At 33.9% G+C, this 24,167-nt stretch carries 22 protein-coding genes; 5 read left to right on the top strand and 17 right to left on the bottom strand.

The features are described from left to right. Positions 1-21 precede the first annotated feature (21 nt). Positions 22-246 carry a DUF896 domain-containing protein gene (locus D2K62_RS01785; RefSeq protein WP_112180980.1) on the bottom strand — a complete coding sequence of 75 codons (225 nt, stop codon included), beginning with the start codon at positions 244-246 and terminating at the stop codon, positions 22-24. Positions 247-323: 77 nt separating this feature from the next. Then, positions 324-989, bottom strand: a complete 666-nt coding sequence (locus tag D2K62_RS01790; protein ID WP_117160817.1) for a YneB family resolvase-like protein — start codon at positions 987-989, stop codon at positions 324-326. 292 nt (positions 990-1,281) lie between these two features. Here D2K62_RS01790 and lexA point away from each other — a divergent pair, with 292 nt between their 5' ends. Next, positions 1,282-1,914, top strand: coding sequence for a transcriptional repressor LexA (gene lexA / locus D2K62_RS01795; protein WP_112180978.1), 633 nt, complete (start codon positions 1,282-1,284; stop codon positions 1,912-1,914). A gap of 41 nt (positions 1,915-1,955) precedes the next feature. Here the strand turns inward: lexA and D2K62_RS01800 are convergent, their stop codons facing one another. The 14 genes from D2K62_RS01800 to gnd form a co-directional block, all read right to left on the bottom strand. Beyond that, entirely contained in the window at positions 1,956-2,765 is an 810-nt protein-coding gene (locus tag D2K62_RS01800; protein WP_117160818.1) for an N-acetylmuramoyl-L-alanine amidase, read from the bottom strand. A 244-nt stretch (positions 2,766-3,009) separates the two neighbouring features. Beyond that, positions 3,010-5,583 (bottom strand): YfhO family protein, encoded by a 2,574-nt coding sequence (locus D2K62_RS01805; RefSeq protein WP_117160819.1) that lies wholly within the window; start codon positions 5,581-5,583, stop codon positions 3,010-3,012. A gap of 12 nt (positions 5,584-5,595) precedes the next feature. Further along, positions 5,596-5,970 carry a GtrA family protein gene (locus D2K62_RS01810; protein WP_117160820.1) on the bottom strand — a complete coding sequence of 125 codons (375 nt, stop codon included), beginning with the start codon at positions 5,968-5,970 and terminating at the stop codon, positions 5,596-5,598. After that, entirely contained in the window at positions 5,918-6,910 is a 993-nt protein-coding gene (locus tag D2K62_RS01815; RefSeq protein WP_117160821.1) for a glycosyltransferase family 2 protein, read from the bottom strand. The genes D2K62_RS01810 and D2K62_RS01815 overlap by 53 nt, the downstream gene beginning before the upstream one ends. A gap of 172 nt (positions 6,911-7,082) precedes the next feature. Beyond that, positions 7,083-7,865, bottom strand: coding sequence for a PRC-barrel domain-containing protein (locus D2K62_RS01820; RefSeq protein ID WP_112180973.1), 783 nt, complete (start codon positions 7,863-7,865; stop codon positions 7,083-7,085). Between the two features lie 125 nt (positions 7,866-7,990). Continuing rightward, positions 7,991-9,157: a multiple monosaccharide ABC transporter permease gene (gene mmsB / locus D2K62_RS01825; protein ID WP_112180972.1), complete on the bottom strand. Its 1,167-nt coding sequence runs from the start codon at positions 9,155-9,157 to the stop codon at positions 7,991-7,993. After that, on the bottom strand, positions 9,141-10,691 hold the full coding sequence (gene mmsA, locus D2K62_RS01830; RefSeq protein WP_117160822.1) for a multiple monosaccharide ABC transporter ATP-binding protein: 1,551 nt from the start codon (positions 10,689-10,691) through the stop codon (positions 9,141-9,143). Before mmsA ends, mmsB begins: the two co-directional genes overlap by 17 nt. Before the next feature lie 74 nt (positions 10,692-10,765). After that, positions 10,766-11,872 carry a multiple monosaccharide ABC transporter substrate-binding protein gene (gene chvE, locus D2K62_RS01835; protein ID WP_117160823.1) on the bottom strand — a complete coding sequence of 369 codons (1,107 nt, stop codon included), beginning with the start codon at positions 11,870-11,872 and terminating at the stop codon, positions 10,766-10,768. A 186-nt stretch (positions 11,873-12,058) separates the two neighbouring features. Then, positions 12,059-13,252, bottom strand: coding sequence for a response regulator transcription factor (locus D2K62_RS01840; RefSeq protein ID WP_117160824.1), 1,194 nt, complete (start codon positions 13,250-13,252; stop codon positions 12,059-12,061). Then, on the bottom strand, positions 13,245-15,065 hold the full coding sequence (locus D2K62_RS01845; protein WP_117160825.1) for a sensor histidine kinase: 1,821 nt from the start codon (positions 15,063-15,065) through the stop codon (positions 13,245-13,247). The genes D2K62_RS01840 and D2K62_RS01845 overlap by 8 nt, the downstream gene beginning before the upstream one ends. A 24-nt stretch (positions 15,066-15,089) precedes the next feature. Further along, positions 15,090-16,085, bottom strand: a complete 996-nt coding sequence (locus D2K62_RS01850) for a substrate-binding domain-containing protein (protein ID WP_117160826.1) — start codon at positions 16,083-16,085, stop codon at positions 15,090-15,092. Positions 16,086-16,263: 178 nt separating this feature from the next. After that, complete coding sequence (gene gntK / locus D2K62_RS01855; protein WP_198671267.1) at positions 16,264-17,811, bottom strand: gluconokinase; 1,548 nt, start codon at positions 17,809-17,811, stop codon at positions 16,264-16,266. An 83-nt stretch (positions 17,812-17,894) separates the two neighbouring features. Beyond that, positions 17,895-19,238 (bottom strand): GntP family permease, encoded by a 1,344-nt coding sequence (locus tag D2K62_RS01860; protein ID WP_117160828.1) that lies wholly within the window; start codon positions 19,236-19,238, stop codon positions 17,895-17,897. Positions 19,239-19,265: 27 nt separating this feature from the next. Further along, positions 19,266-20,162, bottom strand: a complete 897-nt coding sequence (gene gnd, locus D2K62_RS01865) for a phosphogluconate dehydrogenase (NAD(+)-dependent, decarboxylating) (protein WP_117160829.1) — start codon at positions 20,160-20,162, stop codon at positions 19,266-19,268. A gap of 177 nt (positions 20,163-20,339) precedes the next feature. Between gnd and D2K62_RS01870 the strand changes: the two genes are divergently transcribed. From D2K62_RS01870 to D2K62_RS01880, 3 genes are all read left to right on the top strand, one after another. After that, a complete protein-coding gene (locus D2K62_RS01870) occupies positions 20,340-21,197 on the top strand; it encodes a MurR/RpiR family transcriptional regulator (RefSeq protein ID WP_112180963.1) in 858 nt (285 codons plus the stop codon). Positions 21,198-21,376: 179 nt separating this feature from the next. After that, the gene (locus tag D2K62_RS01875; RefSeq protein ID WP_112180962.1) at positions 21,377-21,619 is read left to right on the top strand and encodes a YppG family protein; all 243 of its coding nucleotides are present in this window, start codon (positions 21,377-21,379) and stop codon (positions 21,617-21,619) included. Between the two features lie 93 nt (positions 21,620-21,712). Next, positions 21,713-22,165, top strand: coding sequence for a GNAT family N-acetyltransferase (locus tag D2K62_RS01880; RefSeq protein ID WP_232824029.1), 453 nt, complete (start codon positions 21,713-21,715; stop codon positions 22,163-22,165). 84 nt (positions 22,166-22,249) lie between these two features. Here the strand turns inward: D2K62_RS01880 and D2K62_RS01885 are convergent, their stop codons facing one another. Then, the gene (locus tag D2K62_RS01885; protein WP_112180961.1) at positions 22,250-23,032 is read right to left on the bottom strand and encodes a SurA N-terminal domain-containing protein; all 783 of its coding nucleotides are present in this window, start codon (positions 23,030-23,032) and stop codon (positions 22,250-22,252) included. A gap of 219 nt (positions 23,033-23,251) precedes the next feature. Here D2K62_RS01885 and D2K62_RS01890 point away from each other — a divergent pair, with 219 nt between their 5' ends. Further along, positions 23,252-24,163, top strand: a complete 912-nt coding sequence (locus tag D2K62_RS01890; RefSeq protein WP_232824027.1) for a DMT family transporter — start codon at positions 23,252-23,254, stop codon at positions 24,161-24,163. Positions 24,164-24,167: the final 4 nt, after the last annotated feature.

Below are 24,167 nucleotides of genomic sequence, written 5' to 3' on the forward strand. Positions count from 1 at the left end.
TTCAAGAATATTCAATTATTTTTAATTTTCTTTTCTCAAATTCTTCACTTTTTCTGGAGTGACATCATCTCCATTAGGATCAATGATCTTCATCCCTTTGAATTCATTTTTAAAAGATTGTCGTACATTTTTTAAATATTCTTGTCTTAGTTTTTGCTGTTCTTCTTTTTCTTCACTTGTTAACCCTTCTTGTTTGGCCTTTTTAGCCAGCATATTAATACGATCTAATTTATCTTTAGCTAACATCATTCTTCTCCTTTACGTATAAAGTTTTCTCGAAAACAGAAAAGACAAGTATCCTTTAATATGGATTCCTTGTCTATTCATTCTATATGAAAGGTATGCTCAGATTCAAGCGATACATATTCTTGGTATCTTCGGTGAACTGTTGCTTTGGACACTTGAAAACCCAATCCACGAAGCGTAGTCGCTATTTCACCAAAAGTTAATTGATTGTCTCGCAAACGTTTTACCTCTTCAATTGGAAATTCAATTCGATTGCGACCAATTGCGTGATCACGGTTACGAAGGTTTTTAGCTGGATCGTAGCCATTTTTAATAGCTTTTTGCATCCCTCGTTTTATTTTAATGTTATGAATTTTACGTTGGTACTCTTCAACAACACCTACAATCTGTAAAACCATTGCATCAGATTCAGATAATTGTAATTCTCCTTGATTGGATAAAGCATATATTTTCACACCTAACTTAGAAAATTGATGGAATAAGGCAATTTTAGTATTACCTCTTCCTAGTCTTGTCTCATCTTGAACTAATAGACAATCCACTGCTTCAGTTGCACATTTTTCTAATATGGATAAAATACCATCTCGTTCAATTTCATATCCACTTTGCCTTTCTTCTATAATACTGATGACTTCCATTTGTTCTTTTTCTGCTAACTCTATCAATTCTTGTTTTTGTCTATGTAAGGAAGAAGACTGCTCTTCTTTTTCCGTGCTTACCCGACAGTATATAATCGCTCGCATGATAACTACCTTTCTATTTTAAACATATTTTTTAACTAGAAACTAAACCCATATACATAAATCCTAACGTAAGAATGAACGAAATGAAATAGAATAAATCCACCATAGTAATATTAGTTATTTTATTAAACATTTTGTTTCCTCCTTTGATATTAAGAACGATTGTTCGCATCTGTATTTTATTATAACCGAACGATTGTTCCTGTCAAGTCTTTTTTAGAACTTATGTTTGTGTATTTGTGATAAACATGCTATACTTTCACTAATAAAATATGTACGGAGGTGCATCATTATGACGAAAATTTCAAAACGTCAACAAGCAATCTTAGATTATATTAAAGATGAAGTAGCAGCAAAAGGATATCCACCTTCAGTAAGAGAAATTGGCGGGGCTGTTGGTCTAGCATCAAGTTCCACCGTACATGGGCACCTTGCTCGACTAGAGAAAAAAGGATACATACGTAGAGATCCAACGAAACCTAGAGCAATAGAAGTATTACATGCCGCTGATGACTCTAGTATTCCTAAAGGAGAAGTAACGTTTGCACCTGTTATAGGGAAAGTTACTGCTGGTATCCCCATTACTGCTGTTGAAAACATTGAAGAATACATCCCACTACCTTTAACTCTTACACATGGAGATGCTACCGATCAGTCAATTTTTGTACTTGTAATTGAAGGCGAAAGTATGATCGAAGCAGGTATATTAGATGGTGACATGGTAATTGTAAAACAACAGCAAACCGCTCAAAATGGAGAAATTGTAGTCGCCATGACAGATGAGAATGAGGCTACAGTTAAGCGCTTTTTCAAAGAAAAAGACCATATTCGTCTACAACCCGAAAACGCAACAATGGAACCACTCATATATGATAATGTTTCCATTTTAGGTAGAGTAATAGGCTTATATAGAAATATCCATTAACAATAAAAGAAAACTCCACTTAAACATAGTGGAGATTTCTTTTATCCGTTGAACGTACTAATAAATGAATCAAACCCTATTTCATTTAATTCATCTACACGGCCTTCAGCATTGGACCTGTTTTGAAATGACCCAACAATCACTCGGAAGTAAACTTGCCCTTGGTCATTAAATTCCGTTATAAAACTACTATAACCATGCCTATTTAGAACATATCTACGTTGCTTCGCATTTTTCTCGGATTGAAACGAACCTGTAACAACTCGGTAAAAAGATGACGTATCAGGTTCTTCTGCATTCGAGTCTTCTTCTAATTCAAATGCTTGTGCGATACCAGATGCATGTGCACGTGCTACTTGTTCAATCCATTGTGGCGTTTTCATTTCTTCAGCTTCAGCATCATTATCTATAAAACCATTTTCTGTCAATATTGCTGGCATCGTCGTTTCTCTTAACACATGAAAATTCGCTTCTTTTTTACCTCGATCACGCCATCCAATCGTTTCAACAATTTCGTCGTGAATAGTAGATCGCAATCGTTCTGTTTCAGATTTCGAAGCAAAATTACCATTCCATATATAGCTTTCAAAACCAACACCGCCACCTGCGTTAATGTGAATGGAAAGATAGTAATCGGCATTCCAATCATTCGCAGCGTTTGTTCGATTGGTCAGGGAAACTGACTGATCTGTTGTTCTTGATAGACGTGTGGTGACATTTTGATAAGAATCGTTCAATATCTGTTGTAATTTTAGAGCAATATTTAATGTTATATCCTTTTCTACTAACCCGTTACTACTTGCACCTGAATCATTTCCCCCATGTCCAGGATCAATAAAAATTTTCGTCATTTGTCAAACCTCCTTCACTACCTTTATATGAAATAAAAAGGTTTTACGTGTGGACTGATCTTCCATAACGGAGGCTTAAATTTAGATATTCTTTTCTTAAATATTCTAACAACTAATTCCTATATCCTCATTAAAACTGGTGCTTAGAATTCCTCTAATAACAAATTCCATAAGAAAACAACTGATTTAATATAAGACTTTCCGAAAATATTACCCGGGCAACCGCAAAATATGACTTTTTCTCTTATTGGTTTCTTCTGCAAATTAATATAGATAAGAGTAGGCTAAAACTCGATAAAACAATCGATAGTATAAAATAAGGTGGATAATAGAGTAATTCTATCTCGTTTTCATCTTTGTCTATGGGAAATCCAATAAAAGCATAGTTAACCTTCTCAATTTTTTGCTTTTTATTATTAACTTTAACTTGCCACCCTTTTTCAAATGGAATAGGTAGCATCATGAAATAATCATTTCTATCGTTGTTAAAAGTTATGGATATTCGATTATCTTTCCACTTTAACGTACTATTATTTGATACCTTGTTTTTTTGATATTCCAAACGGGCATAGTCTGTTTGATATAGTTCTAAATCTCTTAAGATGTACTTTCCTTTAGGTAGTCTAATTCGAATTTTATTCGAATTATCTACGCGGATTGTTAGCTCATCATCATATGTTTTATAAATAGATTGATTAGATTTTCGTGCAGTTTTATAATCGTTTACTTTTAATGTAAACCCTTGATCGACTGCAGTGTTCTCTAAATGAAAGTGTACGTACAGATCCTTTGCTGCAGACGTTAATGAATCTGTTTCTATATCTAAACCACCATTTTCCTCAGTAACAGTTAATACGTTATTCGTATAAGAAGCACCAACCATCATGATTTTCGTTTGGTCGATAAGATTAGCGTCTTGTGCTATTTCTGCGTTTGTTTGTTTCGTGTTGGGTATAATTACACCTTCGAGCATCGCATACTCTTTACTTAAATCAGAAACCTGTTCGACATCTTTTTCTGAAAAGAAATTTTTAGTTGTTCGAATAAAAGGCAATACATTATTGTTTTCTAAAACGATATAGTTCTTTGATTCAAGTATTTTTGAAAATCCATATGGTACGCCCTCTTCGCTTTCCTTCTCCCTTATCATGTACTTTCCTTGAAATAAACTATATAAGTGCGCCCGATTACCAAATGTTGCATATCTACTAACACTTTCCCTCCCTGTGTCAATATTTAGATCGTTCAAATAAAGATCGATCAAGCGTTCGTTTAGTATACTACCGTACACACTTATTCCGTTAAAATCTTGCACAATTGGTGTATTATTAAGTCTGTCTACTTTCCAGTCAATCCGGTATAGCGAATCGGGGTCTTTGTTTTTAATTTGTTGCAAAAGCTCTCTTTGTTCTTTTCCGTTATATTTATCGCTCAACAAATAATTTTTAGAGGATTTACTAACTTCCCCTGCTTGAGAAAGACCATATTGAAAACTATTCGCAAAAATGATTACGAGTAACAAAAGTCCTACATACATAATATAAAAAGCACTTTTTTCTTTTTTAAATACAGCATAAAAAAGTAATAAGATAGTAATAGATACCATTAATAAAATTGCCAAAGAAAGCAGTGAAAAAACATGTAAATCATCAATAAATATAATTGTACCAAGATAAAGAATTAGTACAATTACACTTGATAAGATCATTCTTCTTTTCGTTACACGTTGAATGTGTTCTAAACCAAATGAAATAGCTCCTGCAATAGAAAAAGAAATCAAGTATTCCCAACGATATTGAGGTGCTGAGAAGCCATTGAATGCACTTGCAACAAGTGGACTAAAATGAAAGAAGATAAAAAAACTACTTAAAACAGAATACAGTCTAAATGTCTGCACTTTGAAAAGAGAAAGACTGAATAAAAGTAGTAAAAATACGGTAGGTAGAATAATATAACGACTATCAAATAAAATATTATCCCAGCTAAAAAAAGATACGGATTTCTGATATGCTGGTCGAAAGTTATGTAAATATCCATAAACAGCTGGTATAAAAGCTACTGCACTAATTCCAAATCCTAAAAAACCTGAACAAATAAAAAGCTTAGCGTACTTGCCTTTATCTGATTCATTCTCTGCCAACGGAATAAACCAACGAAAGATAATATATAGAATAATAAAAATTAAATTAACATATGCAAAGTAAAAATTATTAATAAGCGTTACAGCTATCGCAAAAATGAGCCAATTTGGTCTTTTCTCTCGGAAAACTTTTTCAACTCCAAATACGAGTAGTGGAATCCAGATCATTGCATCGGCAAAGAACTCCCAATACGTCACATGTCGGAAATAAATAGTAGCTAATCCATAGAAACAGGCCCCTGTAAATGCAGGCAACCAATCACTTTTCATATAATGAAATACAATACTTGTTATAACAATGATTGAAGTTAATCGAACAATACTTATAAATATTGAAGCATTTGCCCAAAACAGTGTATCAGCAGGTCCAATAACATCTAAGGCTTGTAATACAAAAATAAAAATTGCTGACAAAATGAATAGAAATGATGTGGAGAAATAAAATGCTAATTGGCTGTACGTTCCACCTCCAAGACCAAATTGATAGGAATAAAAGTAATTTCCACTTTTATATTGTTCATACAAAATTTTTTTAAAGGTAACCATCTGTTGCAAACCATCATTTGGTCCGACCATATATCTATCTAATAGCCATTCTCTCAAAAAAAACAAATGACCTAATACAGCAACGACTAGACTACTTATTATAAGATAGAGGATTTTTCGTTTGATCAGCATATGTATTCCCCGTTATTTTCTTAAAATTTTTCCTGTTACAAAAAATGTAAGAGGAACAGTAAAAATCATGGAAACAATCGGTGCTATCGTGCTACCCAGGACAAAATATTCAACGAATACATAAATAAATATAGAGGAAACAATAATGTTAATAACTTGCGTAACCGGAAATTGAATAAATTTCAATACTGTTGGTTTTACTTGAAACGTGAAATAAGAGCTTAAAAAAAAGGATATAATTAAACTTAAAATAAATCCTGTGATGTGTGAAGCCAGATAATTAATTTCCCAATATGCATGCACGAATAAATAAACCGCATAGTAATTGCACGTATTAATGATGCCCACGATGATGAATTTTATAAATTCTTGGCTGCGTATGCTCATAATTTTCTCCTGATGAAATGTTTGTTTCTTGTATTAAGTAGTGTGGACGATGTTTCGTTTCATAATAAATCCTACCAATGTACTCTCCAATAACACCAAGACAAAGTAACTGAATACCACCTAAAAAAAGAACAGCTGACATTATAGTAAAATATCCTGGCTCTGTGATTCCATTAGTTATAATAAAGAACAGGTTAATAAATATATACAGAAGAGATAATAATAATATGAACGCACCTGAATAAAAGCAAATTCTGAGTGGCCTATTATTAAAAGAGATAATCCCATCAATTCCATAATTAAATAACATAGAAATGGACCATTTGGATTTACCATTTTTACGTGAAATATTATCATAGTAAATAGTTTTTTGGCTTAGACCTATCCAAGAAAAAAGGCCTTTTGAAAAGCGATTCCCTTCATTCAATAATAGAAGGGCCTCAACAGCTTTCCGGCTTAATAATCTAAAATCCCCTACCCCATTTTTTATTTCTACATCAACTATTTTGTTTACTAGGCCATAATAAATCGATGAAAAACAGGCACGGAGTCGATTTTCACCTTTTCGATTACGTTGTGCTATCACTTGATGATATCCTTCCTCATAGCCATGTATAAATGGTTTTATCAAATTACATGGGTGTTGTAAATCAGCGTCCATTACAATAACAGCTTCTCCACTAACATGTTGAAAACCAGCTAATAGTGCAACTTCTTTTCCAAAATTCCGTGTGAAAGAAATGTACTTTACGTTGGCATTAGTTGATTCCAACTTTTTAATTAGGTTAAGCGTATTATCCGTACTACCATCATTAATGAATAAAATTTCAAAGTTATAATCAATGTCTAAACATTCATTGGTTATCGCATCATATATTATTTCAATATTATTTGACTCATTATAAGAAGGAATAATGATAGAGATAAGGCGGTTTTTCATAGATACACCTACTTCTATTAATTGATAACAGTGATAAATATTCACTATTTATACGGATAGTATAAACAATAATGTCATAATTATTAGAAGAGTTTTATAGATGAGCGTAGGGTAATAAAATAGAGACTATCTGAAAGTAAACTTTCATGACAGTCTCTAGATTTACATCTGTTTATTCGGATTTCTTTTGTTTCCCTAAGTCAGAATAGAGTTTCTCCTCATATTCTTTCGTTAGTGGTGCATGTATATCAAAATCCGTTACATTTTTCACCTTTTCGTTATCTACTTCAACATAGATCTTCTTATCATACCAGTGTATATCACTTATCCAATCCGTAGCTATTAAAATAAAATTCGCTGCTAAGAATTTACTTGTTTCTATTACTAAGTAGGTGATTTTCCAATTCTCTTCATCTATAATAACATCAGAAACATGACCTATTTTCCCACCAATACCTTCTACTTTGTACCCAGTTAATTCACCTTTTATTTCATTAACACTTCTTAATTGATGACTTTCTTTTTGGTCAGCTTTAGCTTTTTCTTGAATTTCTCGTTGTTTATCAGCAACAGCAAGAGCAGCTGGGGTACTAAAGCCTCCCCATGGTCCAATTTGACTCCAATAATTTGGCCATCCATAATATCCAGTCAAGTCTATTTCATCTTGTTTTGAGATTGGTTCATCCGCTTTTTTATTTGGTGCATTTCTAACCTTTTCTTTCGATGCTAACACATCTACTGTCGCGTTTTCAGAATCTACTTTATTAACTGACAAAGGTGATAACAATACTTTTTCACTTGGGAGCCATTTACCCGTATCAGCTACTAAATAACGTACTGTCCAGAACTTATCGTCAAAATAGATATCTTTTATCTTTCCTAATACATCATCCGTTGCTCGAATATTAAAATGTTTCAATGTTGTTGCTAAGTAATAAATAGTTAGCCTCCTCAACTAAATTCATTCACTAATACATGTATTTAGCCTTTTCATCTATTCTTTAAACATTTTAATAGAGTAGTGGGTGTTATTAGAAGAAACATCACGAAATAAAATCACGTGATGTTTCTTCTGACTACTTATTTTCCAGCTCTATTTTTATTATATACATCAAATCCGACTGCAAGTAATAGTACCATCCCTTTTATCGCTTGTTGCCAATCAATACCAATACCGATTAATGACATCCCGTTATTCATTACACCCATAACAAGACCACCAACTATTGCGCCAATAATCGTACCGACCCCACCCGACATAGAAGCACCACCAATAAATACTGCAGCTATTGCATCTAGTTCTAACATATTACCTGCTGCAGGTGTTGCAGAATCTAACCGAGATGCAAACATTAATCCAGCTAATGCTGCAATAACCCCGTTGTTAACAAATACCCAAAATACAACACCTTTTGTTTTTATACCGGATAAATCAGCAGCTTTTTTATTTCCTCCTGTTGCATAAATCCTTCTTCCCATTACTGTATTATTCATAATAAAGGTATAAACTACAATCAGTATAATTACAATAATTAATACCATTGGGATACCTTTGTTCAATGCCAGTTGATAAGCAAACCAGTTAATAACAGATAGCAATAACACAAGTTTTGTAATACTAATCCACATCGGAACAACTTCAAAACTATATTGTAACTGTGTTTTTCGATTTTTAATTTCTAAATATACTAGAATGATTGATAGTATTACGGACAAAATGATCGTCAGAGTATGCAAACCACCTGAACCAAACATATCTGGTAGAAAACCACCACTGAGAAAACCAAATGAATCCGGAAATGGTGCAAGCGACTGTCCATCTAATAGATATAAGGTTAGTCCTCGAAAAATCAACATCCCAGCTAACGTAACGATGAAAGAGGGTATTCCGATATAGGCAATCCAAAACCCCTGCCAAACACCAATTAAAGCACCTACAATTATAGATAGAATTATTGCTAGCCAAACTGGTACATTATTGTTTATCATCAGTACACCTGCAATAGCACCTACAAAAGCAACGACAGAACCGACTGATAAATCAATGTTTCCTGTAATAATAACCAAAACCATACCGACTGCTAATACTAGAATAAAGCCATTTTGCAGAATCAAGTTCGTTAAATTTAAAGGATTAAAAGTAATTCCTTCTGTCAGTACCCAAAATAATGCCGTAATAAATACAAGTGCAATAATCATTCCATATTGACGAATATTATTACGAAATAAATTAATTAATGTCTGCACGATTAGCACCTCCAAATCCAGTCATATGACGCATAATATTTTCTTGGTCCGCATCCGCACGATCAAGCTCCGCACTTATACGGCCTTCATTCATTACATAAATCCGATCTGAGAGACCAAGTACCTCTGGAAGCTCAGATGAAATCATTAATACACCCATTCCTTCTGCTGCTAATTCATTAATTTGAGAATATATTTCATACTTAGCTCCAACATCAATACCACGTGTAGGCTCATCTAAGATTAAAATATCTGGTTCTGTGAATATCCATTTACTTAATACAACTTTTTGTTGATTCCCACCACTAAGATTACCAGTGACCTGCTCAAGCGAAGGTGTTTTTATGTTTAATTTCTCACGTAATAATTGTGCTTGTTTTATTTCCATATTCTCATCAATAATAGAATGATGCGAAACACGTTTTAAGTTAGATAATGTAATATTTCGTTTGATATCATCAATGAGGTTTAATCCGTATGTTTTTCGATCTTCCGAAACATACGCTATCCCATTTGCAATTGCTTCACTAACTGTATTAGCATTTATTTCTTGCTCATTCTTATATAACGAACCTGTTATTTTTTTACCATATGTCTTACCAAAAATACTCATCGCTAACTCTGTTCTTCCTGCTCCCATTAAACCCGCTAACCCAACAACTTCTCCACGACGAATATGAATATTCACATTATCAAGAACTTTGCGATCACGTTGCTGTGGATGATAAACATTCCAATCTTTAACTTCAAAAATGGTTTCACCGATTTCTGCAGTTCTTACTGGGAAACGACTAGTTAATTCACGACCAACCATGCCTTTAATAATACGATCTTCAGAAACATTACCATCATTACTTTTTATTGTTTCGATTGTTTGACCATCACGTAAAATTGTAATGGAATCCGATATAGAAGAAACTTCATTTAACTTATGAGAAATAAGGATAGATGTAATCCCTTGTTTTTTTAGGTCATTTAATAATTTCAACAGATTTGCACTATCTGTTTCATTTAAGGCTGCTGTTGGTTCATCAAGAATCAGCAACTTGACATTTTTTGATAATGCCTTTGCAATTTCAACTAACTGTTGTTTACCAACACCAATGTTCATAACTGCTGTCTCTGGAGAATCCTTTAATCCTACTTGTTCTAATAATTCCTTGGATTTCGAAAAAGTATCTTTCCAATCCATGATCTGACGAACGTGTCTTTCATTACCTAAAAAGATATTTTCTGCAATTGAAAGAAATGGACTTAACGCTAATTCTTGATGAATAATAACAATACCAACATTTTCGCTTTGCTTTATATCTTTAAAATGGCACTCTTTTTCATCAAAGTAGATGCCACCCTCATAGGACCCGTTTGGATAGACACCACTTAAAACCTTCATTAAAGTTGATTTACCTGCACCATTTTCACCAACTAACGCATGAATTTCTCCTTTTTCAACCTTTAAATTTACATTATCTAGTGCCTTAACACCAGGGAATGTTTTCGTTATGTTACGCATCTCTAAAATATAGTCCGACATACACTCGCCACCTTCCCCACTTAAAGAAATAATTTAAATTAGTGGTGGCCTCCCACCACTAATTTCACGCTATACTACTCTAGTTCATCTTCTGAATAGTAACCACTGTCCATCACAATTTCTTGATAATTATCTATATCTACGGACACTGGTTCTACTAAATAAGACGGAATAACTTCTATACCATTGTCATACGTTTCTGTATCATTAACTTCTGCTTCTTCGCCTGTAAGGATTGCGTCAATCATTGTAACTACAACAGCAGCTAAATCTCGTGTATCTTTAAATACAGTTTGTGTTTGCTCTTGTGCAACAATTGATTTAATGGAAGCTAATTCAGCATCTTGACCTGTTATAACGGGCATTGGTAAATCACCCGAACCATAACCGACACCTTTTAATGCTTGAATTACCCCACGACTAATCCCATCATATGGAGATAGCACTGCATCAACAGTTTCTCCACCAGAATATGCTTTACTAAGAATGTTTTCCATCCGAGATTTTGCGTTATTTCCATCCCAACGCATAGTTGCCGCTTGTTCAAATTCTGTCTGTGCACTTTGTATGACAACTTTTCCACTATCAATATGTGGTTGTAAGATTGACATTGCACCATCCCAGAAGAAATAGGCATTATTATCATCAGGTGATCCACCAAATAATTCAATATTAAATGGTCCCTCTGCTTCTGCAAGATTTAATGCCTCTTCAATGTATGTTGCTTGTAATACACCTACTTGAAAATTATCGAATGTTGCATAGTAGCTAACATCAGGTGTTTCCATAATTAATCGGTCATAGGCAATAACTTCAATATCCTGGTCAGCTGCCTTTGCTAATACATTAGATAATGCTGTACCATCAATTGATGCAACTACTAAAACATCCGCACTTTTGACAATCATGTTTTCAATTTGTTCGATCTGTTTATCTACATCATCTTCCGCATATTGTAAATCCGTTTCAAAACCAAGGGCTTCTAATTGTTCCACCATGTTGTCACCATCATCCACCCATCTAGCTGATGATTTCGTTGGCATTGCTATACCGATTGATGCATCATTTGATACAGTTTCGCCCCCATCATCAGAACTACTAGAAGTACTGTCATCCCCTCCACATGCAGCAAGTACAACCATAAAACTAAATAATAGTGCAAGTAAGACTAATTTCTTCATCTTTTGTAACCCCTTTCAATTTAACTTCCTCGTAACTACAATAGCATTTAAATAAATGAAAGCCTTTACATTATTTTAAAGTGTTTTTATAAAAATTTAATCAAATTGAAATATGACAACTTTTTAAATTAAAATAACATCGCTACATATAAGCTTCTAGCTAATATGTAGCGATGTTATTAATTTTTACTTTCTGAATTGATTTGGAGAAATACCTGTTGTTTTCTTAAAAGCAGTACTGAAATAATGCTGTGTCTCATAACCTACAATTTCTGCTATCTCTCTAATTGTCATATTTGTTGTTTTTAATAAATCTGCTGCTTTATTTATGCGTAATTGTGTTAATAAAGCAATATAAGAGATACCTAACTCTTGTTTGATCATTCGACTTACATAAACTGTTGAAACATGCGTATTCTCTGCAACTTTTTCAAGTGTAATGGACGAATCTTGATAATGTTGTTGGACGTATGTTTGCGCTTGTTTAACAATAGGAGAAACTCGTGCTTGCTTAGCGACTTTTACCTTACATAAGTCATGAATTTTGTACAAATCCGTTAATTCCGTAATATGAATATCTTCCATTTGTACATAAACATTAATTTTCAAACATTTTTTTATTTCCAGTACTAGTTCGGTTATCTGTTCCTTTGTGACAGTCTTCCATATACAAACATGAAGTAACTCAGAACCTTCTCTAAACTGAAAAATAGCTGATGAACCCAGTATTTCCTCAACTATATTATCAATTGCGAATATGAAAATCGCTCTTTCATTCTCTGTAATAATTGTATTGCTTTGTTGATAACCAGGCCACATCACTACCAAATATTGTTGAGGCATCACTATTGGTAATCCTAAAAAATGTAATTGATCTATTATCTCATCATCTGTTAATTTAGCTGCTATCCAATCTTTTAAAAATCGATCTTTAAGTTGTTCATGATTTTTTAATAGTTGTTTTTCAGCTTGTTTTAAATATATTTCTTGATTTACCTCTGTTATAAGCGTTTGGTTTAATGTCATTAATATATTTCCTAGTTTTTCTGAATTTACAGGTTTTAGAATATAATCTACTACTTGCAATCTAATGGCATCTTGTGCATAGTGAAACGTGTCATAACCAGATATTACAACCATTTTGCATTGTGGTAGTTGTTCCTTTACTTGTCTCATAGCTGTAATACCATCCATTATAGGCATATTTAAATCAATTAATAATAAATCAATTTGATTCTCAATTGCCAACTGCACTACTTCTTCCCCATCTTCCGCTTCCCCTACTACTTCCATTTCATACTTTTCCCAATTGATGCAGGACCGAATTCCCTCACGTATCATCACTTCATCATCTGCAATTAACACTTTCCATTTAAGCATTAGGCTTATCCCCTTTTAGTATATAATCACCTAAAATTGGTAATGTGATTTCAACCCTTGTTCCAACACCTGTCTTACTATCTATATAAATTCCGTATTCCTCTCCAAACGTTAAAAGAATTCGAGCTTGAACATTTAACATACCGTAACCTTTTTTATCTCTATTTTCTTCTTGGTTTTCTGTACGTATAATCGCCTCACTTAAAGCCTGTCTCATTTCTTCTAGTTGCAATTCTGACATCCCGACTCCATCATCCTGAATGATAATAGATAGCTTTTCTTCTTTTGCATTTACGGTTACAGTAATATGACCCAAACCACGTCTTTCCTTAATGCCATGATAAATAGCATTTTCTACAATGGGCTGCAAGATGAATTTTAAAACATACAAAGAACGATAATTTTCACCAATTTGAATTTGATAGTTTAATTTCTCACGATATCTTATTTGTTGAATCATTAAGTAGCTCTCTATATGTTCTATCTCCTCAGAAAGAGTAATCTTATGTCTTCCTTTACTTAATCCTATTCGAAATAATTTAGCTAATGACTCAACTACCTCAGCAACATCATCTGCTTTTCGCTTTCTAGCCATCCATTGAATTGTATCTAACGTATTATAGAGAAAATGCGGATTAATATTTGCTTGTAGACTTCTAAATTCAGCTTCTCGCTTTTGTCTTTCGTGTCGCTTTGTTAAAAACATTAAATGATTCATTTGCACCAACATTTTATTGAAACTTCGACCAAGTAATCCTATTTCATCATGCCGGTTTTCATGATAACGAACTGCTAGATTACCTCCTTCAGCTTTACGCATGAAACGCATTAATTCTGAAATTGGTTTTGATATCGAATTGGATAAAAAGTAGGAGACAGGAATTCCGAATAACATGAGTATAAATACAAAAAAAACTAAGTAAAATCGTATTTCACGGATTTCAAATATTGTCTCTTCGGCAGGAAAAACACCAATCGTCGTCCAATTGGCAAAGGGTGACTTGTTGAAAATAAATTGCAGTTTCTGTCCCTCTATTATTTTAGAGAAAGTACCAGTATTTTTTTCTTCTAGCCAATGATCGGGTATTGATTCAATTAAGGGATCATTCGGTTGATATATAGTATTATTTTGATCATCTATAACCATTAGATAACCAGTTTTCCCTAAGCGGATGTCTCTTACTGTTTCAGCAATAACTCGAACTTTTAAATCTATTAAAATAACACCTTGGACCTTTTGTGTATAGGGATCTACTATTGCACGAACAACTGATATCACTTCATCATTTTTATAATTCACTAATGATGTTATGCTGCGCCCCTTAGGTTTTCCAATAATTTTAAAAATTCCTTTATTATCAACTGCTTCTTGGTACCAATACTCATCCGTCAAATTTTTCTCTGACGGTGCATACAGTTCATTGCTTATGTAGTCTCCTTCACTATTTATTACTAATAATCCTGCTACTTCAGGTGATAAAGTCGTAAAATTACGAAGGTAGTCTGTCATATCATATTCATTAACTTTATAAATAACTTCTTCTTGATTTTGATTTAGAAATTGTTGTATATCTTTATTAGCAGCAATAAAATATGTGATACTTTGCATATTATTGATGTGAAATTCTAGGGTTTCATTAACTTTATTTATAAGTTGCAATGTATTATTATTTACTTGTTCTTCTAAAACACGCTCTACCGTCCAATTGATTAAAAAGCCAAGACAGATAATAGGAATGATACTAACAAATAGAAAGTGTGAGATTAACTTAAATCGAATGGGTAAATTATTAATTTGTATCCAACTTTTCACTACTATCAATCCATTCTAGAAGTTTTATTGCGGATAATACGAATCCACATTTTTTTGTGTAACGATCGTAATACCCGTATCAACATAACGTGGTAATGGTGTTTCTGCATCTTCCTCTTCTACAATCTTATGCTGTAAATGAAATAAAAATTGTAATGACCAATAACCCATATCCCATGTTCCTTGTGCCAAGGTTGCAGAGATAACTCCGTCTTGAATCATATCCAGAGTTCCTTTATCCGTATCAAAACTGATGATTTTTAATGAATCCTCTAAATTATTAGTTAAGCTTGCTTGACCTACTCCAACTCCTCCGTTTGCTTCAGTAGCAAATACACCAACTAAACCTGGAAACTCAGTTATCATATCTTGTGCAACTAATTTAGATTCCGACTGATCTCCTCTTCCATTCTTAATAGAAACAACCTCCATTTCAGGATATTCCAAGAAAATAGTATCTTGAAAACCCTGTGTTCTTTCCTGGTGATTTAATTGATATGGTTGTGTTATAACCCCAACTTTTCCTTTTTCATTAACTAATGCAGCCATCTTATGTGCTGCTTCTTCTCCTGCGTGATAATTATTCGTTCCTAAAAATGTAAATGCTTTACTCTCAGGTGCATCAGCATCAAACATAACTACCGGAATATCAGCTTCTACTGCTTTATCGATTACGGAACTTAACGCCTCAGGATCCATTGTTGATATCGCTATGCCAGCAGGATTTTTTGCAATTACTTGTTCTAAGACAGTAATCTCTTCATTGACATCATATTCTCTCGCACCACGATATTCTACAGAAACATTTAATGCACCTGCAGCATCTTCAAAACCCTTTAGGGCACGTTTCCAATAATCAATTCCAACTTGAAATGTCACCATCACATATGTTTCATCCATATTTCCTTGTAGTTCATTCTTTGACCATTCCTGAGTCGTTAACTCATTTGCTTGATAGTGATAAACATACAATACAAATAAACTAATCAATAATAAGTACACAAAAAGTAGATTCTTCAAGTAAGAACCTCCTTATTTTATATTTTGGTAACGCTTCCATTTAAATGGATTTATTATAGCATAGTTAGAATAAAACATAGAATAGAAATAGCTTTATATTATTAATATGCTATTATTTTAAATGACAACACAAAAAAACAGCATTAGTAGGATTACTAATACCGTTTGATTAAATCAATTATTCAGTTTTTACGTGCTTTTGTTGAAATGCAACAATTGCATCATAGTCTTCCTCAAAAAGGCGACTCAGACGGATAAAAATTGGTATTAACTCTGTGTAAATATCCACCTGATCTTGGTTAGGACGATTACTTTCTGTTGTACCAATCATTTCTGATACGACGTTTAGATCATCTACTTCACCCAACGCATATAACCCAAGCACAACTGCACCTAAGCATGAGCTTTCAACACTTTCTGGAATTTGAACCTCTTGATTAAAAACATCGGAAAGCATTTGTCGCCATACTGGTGATTTGGCAAAACCACCAGTTGCATGAATTTTCTCAGGAATTCCAATAATCTCTTCTAGTGCTAGCAGGACTGTATAAATATTCAAATTAATCCCTTCTAGTACCGCACGCATCATATGTTCCTTTTTGTGATGCATGCCTAACCCGAAGAATGAACCTCTCGCATTTGCATTCCATAAAGGAGCCCGTTCTCCTGCTAAATAAGGGTGGAAAATCAATCCTTCTGCACCAGCTTGTACGTTGCTTATTTTTTCTGTCATTAGATCATAAGGATCAATTCCCTGCTCTTTTGCTTGTAAGACTTCTTCATGACAGATTTCATCTCGAAGCCAACGCATAACCATTCCACCATTATTAACAGGTCCACCAATAACCCAATGATTTTCTGTTAGTGCGTAACAAAAAATTCTTCCTTTAGGATCTGTCACTGGGCGGTCTGTCACCGTTCGTATTGCTCCACTAGTTCCTATTGTTAGTGCTACAACACCTGGTTCAATTGCATTAACACCAAGATTTGATAGCACACCATCATTAGCGCCAACTATAAATGGTAAATCAGCATCTATACCAAGCTCATCAGCCAATTCTTGCTGTAAACCATGTATCTTATGTGTAGTTGGAACAATAGTTGATAATTGATCATTACTGATTCCCGCAGCATCTAATGCACCTTGATCCCATGTAAGATTCTCTAAATTAAATAACCCTGTTGCTGATGCGATGGAAAAGTCAATGATATAAGTATCGAAAAATTGTTTAAAAATATATTCTTTAATCGATATAAACTTAGCTGTTTTTTTAAATAGTTCTGGTTGTTCATTTTTTAACCAAATAATCTTTGCTAGTGGAGACATCGGATGGATCGGCGTACCCGTTCGTAAATAGATTTGATGTCCATTCTCTGCTTTTAACTTTTTAGCCCACGGTTCACTACGTTGATCAGCCCATGTAATACTCTGTGTTAATGGTTTACCATCAACATCCACTGCAATCAAACTATGCATCGCAGCACTGAATGAAATGAATAATAGTTCATCTTGGTTGATCGAACTTTTTTTGATTGCTTCTCGAATTGATATTTTAACAGCTTGCAGAATTTCTTCCACATCTTGTTCAGCGGCCCCAGGAACAGGCGTATGCAATGGATATTCAACTGCATGCTGGCTTTGTATTTTTCCAGATCGATTAAATAATACTGCCTTTGTACTAGTCGTACCGATATCTACACCCAACAAATATTTTTTTTGCATCATTATACCTCCAATAACATTTATGTACATTTTCCTATCTTTTCAATTAAAACACAAGGAGCGCTTTTTTAGGCGCTCCTTCCATCCTATGAAATAAATAGACCAAGTGTAAGTGCAGTAAATAAACCAACAACACCTATTAATGTTTCCATCACTGTCCATGTTTTTAATGTGTCTTTCACATCAAGACCGAAATATCTACTAACTAACCAGAATCCAGAATCATTAACATGTGAAAGGACGGTTGCACCTGCCGCAATTGAGATAACGATTAGTCCTAAAACAGGACCTTCTAGACCCATAATGCCAATCACAGGTGCAATTAAACCGGCAGCTGTTACCATCGACACTGTTGCTGAACCTTGTGCAACACGTACAACCGCAGCAATCAAAAACGCTAAAAGAATTGGTGGTAAAGCCGAACCTGCCATAATATTACCTAAAACATCACCAACACCTGAGTCAATTAAAACTGTTTTAAATACCCCACCTGCACCTGTTACTAAAATAATAATACCTGCTGGTTCTAATGCTTTTGTTGCTATATCTTGTATATCTTGCCTTGAATATCCTCTTTTTGTACCCAAAAATGTAAATGTCAATAATGTTGCGATCGTTAATGCAACAATCGGGTTACCGACGAAAGTAGTGAACGCTCGGAATGTATTTCCTTCTGGAAGCATTACTGCTGATAGTGTATTAATTAAAATCAGAACTAATGGAACCATGATAATAGATGTAATCATCCCAAAGCCTGGTAGATCTTTATCATACTCTTTTTCTTCAAAATTCATATAATCAGGTACTGTAATGTGTATCTTCTTTGAAATGTACTTACCAAATAGAGGACCAGCAATAATCATTGACGGTATACCTGCGATAATACCGAATAATATTACCCAACCAAGATCTGCACCAATTAAATCTGCTACAGCAATTGGGCCTGGAGTTGGTGGAAGATAACTATGTGTAACAGCTAAACCTGCTAACAAAGGAATACCATAGTATAATAATGATTTACCTGTTTTCTTCGCTAAACCATATACTAATGGTACTAAAATGATAAAACCAACATCAAAAAATACTGGAATCGCTACCAAAAATCCGGTAATACCTAATGCCCACTGTGAGCGATCTTCTCCAAATTTATTTAATAACGTTTGTGCAAGGCGTTCTACCCCTCCTGAAACTTCTAACATCTTTCCAAACATGGCACCTAGACCAACAACAATTGCTACAAAGCCTAATGTACCACCCATTCCATTTTCGACAGATTCAATAACATGATCTAATGGCATTCCTGCAGCAATACCTACTAGTAAACTTACAACCATTAATGCTACAAATGCATGAAGCTTTATTCGAATTACTAAATATAATAATGTAAAAATTGCAGCTACTGCTACTAAAATTAATATTGTTCCTGACATGATGCATTCCTCCTAATGTATTATGTATTAGTTCTTTTCTACTGCATGACCACCAAATTGATTTCTGAGTGCTGCAACTACCTTACCACTAAACGTATCTGATTCTAATGAGCGATTCCGCATCATTAAAGATAGAGCGATTACTGGTGCAGAAACTTGCAAGTCTAATGCTGTTTCCACCGTCCATTTACCCTCTCCTGATGAATGAACAATACCTTTTATATCATCTAAATTACTATCATCAGAGAAAGCGTCTTCCATAAGTTCCATTAACCAGGAACGAATGACAGAACCATTATTCCAAACACGTGCTACCTTTTCGTAGTCATAATTAAATTCACTTTTATCTAATATATCAAAACCTTCTCCAATTGCTTGCATCATGCCATACTCAATTCCATTATGAACCATTTTTAAAAAGTGACCGCTTCCTGATTTACCTGTATAAAGGTAACCGCTTTCAACGCATGTGTCAGAAAATAATTTTTCTACTTTATTAAAAGCTGTTTCATCTCCACCTATCATTGTACAGGCACCTTCTCTTGCACCATCTGTTCCACCACTTGTTCCAACATCTAAATAATAAACACTTTGTTCTGCTAATTCTGCTGCACGACGAACGGTATCTTTATAGTTTGAATTTCCACCATCAATCAATATGTCATCTTTATCTAACAATCTATTAATCTCAGACACTACTGTTTCTGTAACATCCCCAGCTGGCACCATCATCCATATGACTCTAGGTGATTCTACCTTTCCTACGAGATCCTCAAGTGATTCAGCTGCTTCAGCCCCCTGGTCTGCTGCTCGTTTAACAGAATCTGAATAAACATCGTAGGCCACAACTTGGTGACCATGATCTAATAAATTAAGTGTTAAGTTCATACCCATCTTCCCTAAACCAATCATTGCTATTTTCATATATTTCAACTCCCGGAAATTTTTTTCTTAAATTCATTATACAAAAAAATATTATTCTTTTGCAAGCGTTTTCTGAAAAAAATATTTCTTTTTTTGAAAGCGTTATAAAAAAATATTTCCTTTATTCGTATTTCCCTATATAATAATAGTAATAGATATAAATAAGGAGGGTATTTAATGCCAACCACTGAAATGCAACATTGCCTGGTACGAATCAGATCACACTACGCAACATTTAGTCATAAAGAAAAAAGAATTGCTGATTATATATTAGAAAAGCCTCATAAAGTTGTTTACGGTACAATTAACCAGGTTGCAGATGATATCGGCATTGCAAACTCAACAGTTTTCCGTTTCTGCAAGCGAATTGGTTTTAAAGGTTATCAATCTATGAAAATAGTATTAGCTTCTGAAATTACAGAACCTGTAAATGACATTCACGAAAAAATTCTACCAGAAGACACAGAAAAAACTGTAGCAGAAAAAATTTTTCACTCCAACATAAAAACACTTGAGGACACATTAAAAGTAATGGATGAGCATGCCCTTAAATCTGCTATAAAATTAATTCTTCAAGGAAAAAGAGTCGAATTTTTTGGCAATGGCGGGTCCAGCGTTATTGCCCAAGATGCTTACCATAAATTTATTCGAACAGGTATTCCTGTCTTTGCTCAAGTTGATACACATATGCAGCTCATGTCAGCCTCACAAATGACTAGTGATGATGTAGCTGTACTTATTTCCCATACTGGTACAACGAAAGACATTTTAGACATACTGGAAATCGTACAAGAGAACGGAGTTAAAACAATTGGAATTACTAGTTTAGCTAAATCACCGCTCAGTCAAAAGGTAGATATCCCATTACACACGTTGTCTGAAGAAACAGACTATCGCTCGGAGGCCTTATCTTCCCGTATTGCCCAGCTCAGTTTAATTGATGCGATTTATGTAAATGTTCTAATTGCTCAAAAAGAGGCTGGTAAAGAATCCATGAGAAGAGTGAGAAGAGCTATATCATCTAGACGTATTTAAGTGAAGTTAACAAAATGAAGTAAACCAAGTTCAAATTGATTTTGACTTGGTTTTTTATTGTCCGTTAAGTTGGTGAAGAAAGAAAAAACTTTAACACAGAAAATATATGGACAAATACCTTTCCATAACTCCCCAACTTGAATAATATATACCAACTATAATTTATAGGAGGTGAAGAAATGTTTCCAGAAAGGCCAGTACGTCCAAATCAACCTTATCCGTTAATACCAAATCGAAGACCATATCAAATGCCTCCAGTTCAAAAGAAGCAAAGTTTGTTAACACAATTTAAAACAGCTGATGGAAATTTTGATTTTGATAAAATAACAGCAACTGCTCAACAAGTGCAAGGTATTTACACGCAGGTAAGCCCAATGATCAAACAAGTGAGTCCATTGATCACAAAATATATTAAAAAATAAGCATTATTCTTTAATGCAATTAGCCTTTCTACGCATTAAAAGTTGTTATTTTTCTCTTAAATCAGCAACATTGCCATAAGGAGTTTTAACATCATGACTATTAATATTAACAAAGCTACGTATAGTGAGATACAAACAATAGTAAACCATGCACCTGTTGTGCTAAAAGAAGCAACTATGGGATATGGTAAACCAAGTCAAGAAAAAGCACATCGAATAGTATCCAACTTTTTAGCGAGCGGTGGTTATTATATGGTATATAGTAAGGACGGTTATATTAATGGTTGGATTGGTGTAGGAGAAAGTTTTGATTATTATTCTAACAAATTGATTGGCCATATTTCTGAAGTGTATGTGCTTCCTCCCTATCGAAGAAAAGGAATCGCAAAGCAATTGTGTAAAGAGGTATTCAAACGGTTAAAAGCTCAAGGGTATCATGACATCCAGTTGAATGTCTTTTCTGGAAATCATGCTAAATATTTATATCAAAGTCTTGGTTTCCGTGAAGTTTCTACCTTAATGGAAAGAAATTTATCAAATGAATAAAAGACTTTTAAATAACCATTATAGGTTTTGGGGCTGTAAAAATATGTAAACAAGGTCCAATTATATTGGACCTTGTTTATTACACTATATATTAATCGTTACGTCTGCGTCTTCTCGTAACGTATTAATAAGAGTTTGCGTTACTTCTGCTTCTTTTTGACTCTTTAACTGTTCTTCAATCTGTGGTTTTGCCTCTTCAAAAGAAGGGATTTCTACTCCTTCTTCACCCGTTTGCTCTTGTTGTTCCACTAATTGATCATAATAGGTTTGCATTTCTTCGTCTGTTGGCTCGATGTCTGCTGATTCATTTGCAATAAGTTGATCAACCTTTACTTGCAACTCAATTTGGGACATTACTTCTTCTTGCTCTGTTCCTTGTTCTTCTATAGCTGCGAGGAACTCTTCTTGCGATTCAAGTCCATTTTGTTCAACTAATCCGTTTAAAACTTCATCTACAGCTTCATCTGAAGCATCATAATCACGATTATTTGCTTCTTGTATTAAGAGTTCTTGTCCAACCATACCTTCTGCAACTTGTGTCTTTAATTGATCTTGATCTATCTCTTCTGTTGACCCAGACATTTGTGCTTGTAAAGCCACTTGTTGGAGTTGCCCTTGATAAGTTGTCTCAAATTTTTCACGTGTTATTTCTTCTCCATTTACTTCAGCAACAACTTCAGGTATGCCTTCCAAATCCGCCTCAGGCATTGCTGCTTCTTCGGTAGTTGCTGTTTCACTTTCTTCCTCTTCTGTCGCTGTCTCATCGTTCGTATCTTCCGTTGTTTCATCGTCACTATTACATGCCGCAAGTACAAGCACAAATAATACGAGAAATAAACTTAATAACCATTTTTTATTGATTGTCATTGTAGTTCTCCTTCCATCCTAATTATTTGGATATTGTAACATAGTCTAACTAATTATTAAAACATCATCCGCAAAATTAATTGAATCATTCATAAAAATACAAATATTGCTTTAGAGCTACATATACGTTAAACTTACTTAATATAAGTGAAAATTTTTCACAACATTATAATAGTTATCCTGAACCTAGTAGATAGAGAGAAATGGGAGGGTATAACCATGCAAATGAATCATTATTTTGCTTACGGACTTGTAATTCTGGGAGCATCCTTTTGGGGGTTAACAGGTTTATTTGTCGAGAATTTGTACACGTTTAGTTTCACACCATGGCAAGTAGTAACGGTTCGCTTAAGTATATCCAGTTTGATATTATTTATCATTCTAGCGAGTATCGCAAGAAGTTATCTAAAGATAAGAATGAAAGATTTACCTTACTTTATTGCACTTGGTGTAGTAAGCATGGCCCTGTTTAATTGGTGTTATTTTGAAGTAATAGAAAGATCAACCCTTTCTGTCGCTGTTATATTCATTTATACATCACCTGCTTTCACGGCCATAATAGCCAGATTCTTATTTAAAGAAAAATTACCACTTCAGAAAATAATCGCTGTTTTATTAACTATTTTAGGATGTGGACTTGTCATTCAATTTTTACCTATTGGACACTTTTCTTTAACAACGACTACGATTGTTTTAGGATTATTATCTGGCCTATGTTGTTCGTCTTACAGTATTATTGGGAAATCTGCTAGTAGAATCTACCATCCACTTACAATTACAGTATATTCGATGATCTGCGGCAGTATTTTTATGATTCCTACAAGTAGAATTTGGACGCAAAAAGAAGCTTTTATCATGAAAGAAGTTTGGTTGAACATCTTAGGGATTTCAATCATCTCTACAATCTTCGCTTATATTTTATTCACTATCGGGCTTTCTTATGTCGAATCAAGCAAAGCTTCTATCCTTTCTTCTTTTGAGTTAGTTGTAGCCGTTTTAATAGGTCTCCTCCTATTAGATGAAATGTTGAGCAGTTGGCAGGTATTTGGCTTTATACTTGTATTTTTATCTTTATTTTTAACTGTTTTTTCTTTTCGAATAAAGAGATCAACAGTAAATAAGATGAATTAACGTA

Source organism: Paraliobacillus sp. X-1268 (assembly GCF_003426095.1).
Taxonomy (GTDB): domain Bacteria; phylum Bacillota; class Bacilli; order Bacillales; family Amphibacillaceae; genus Paraliobacillus_A; species Paraliobacillus_A zengyii.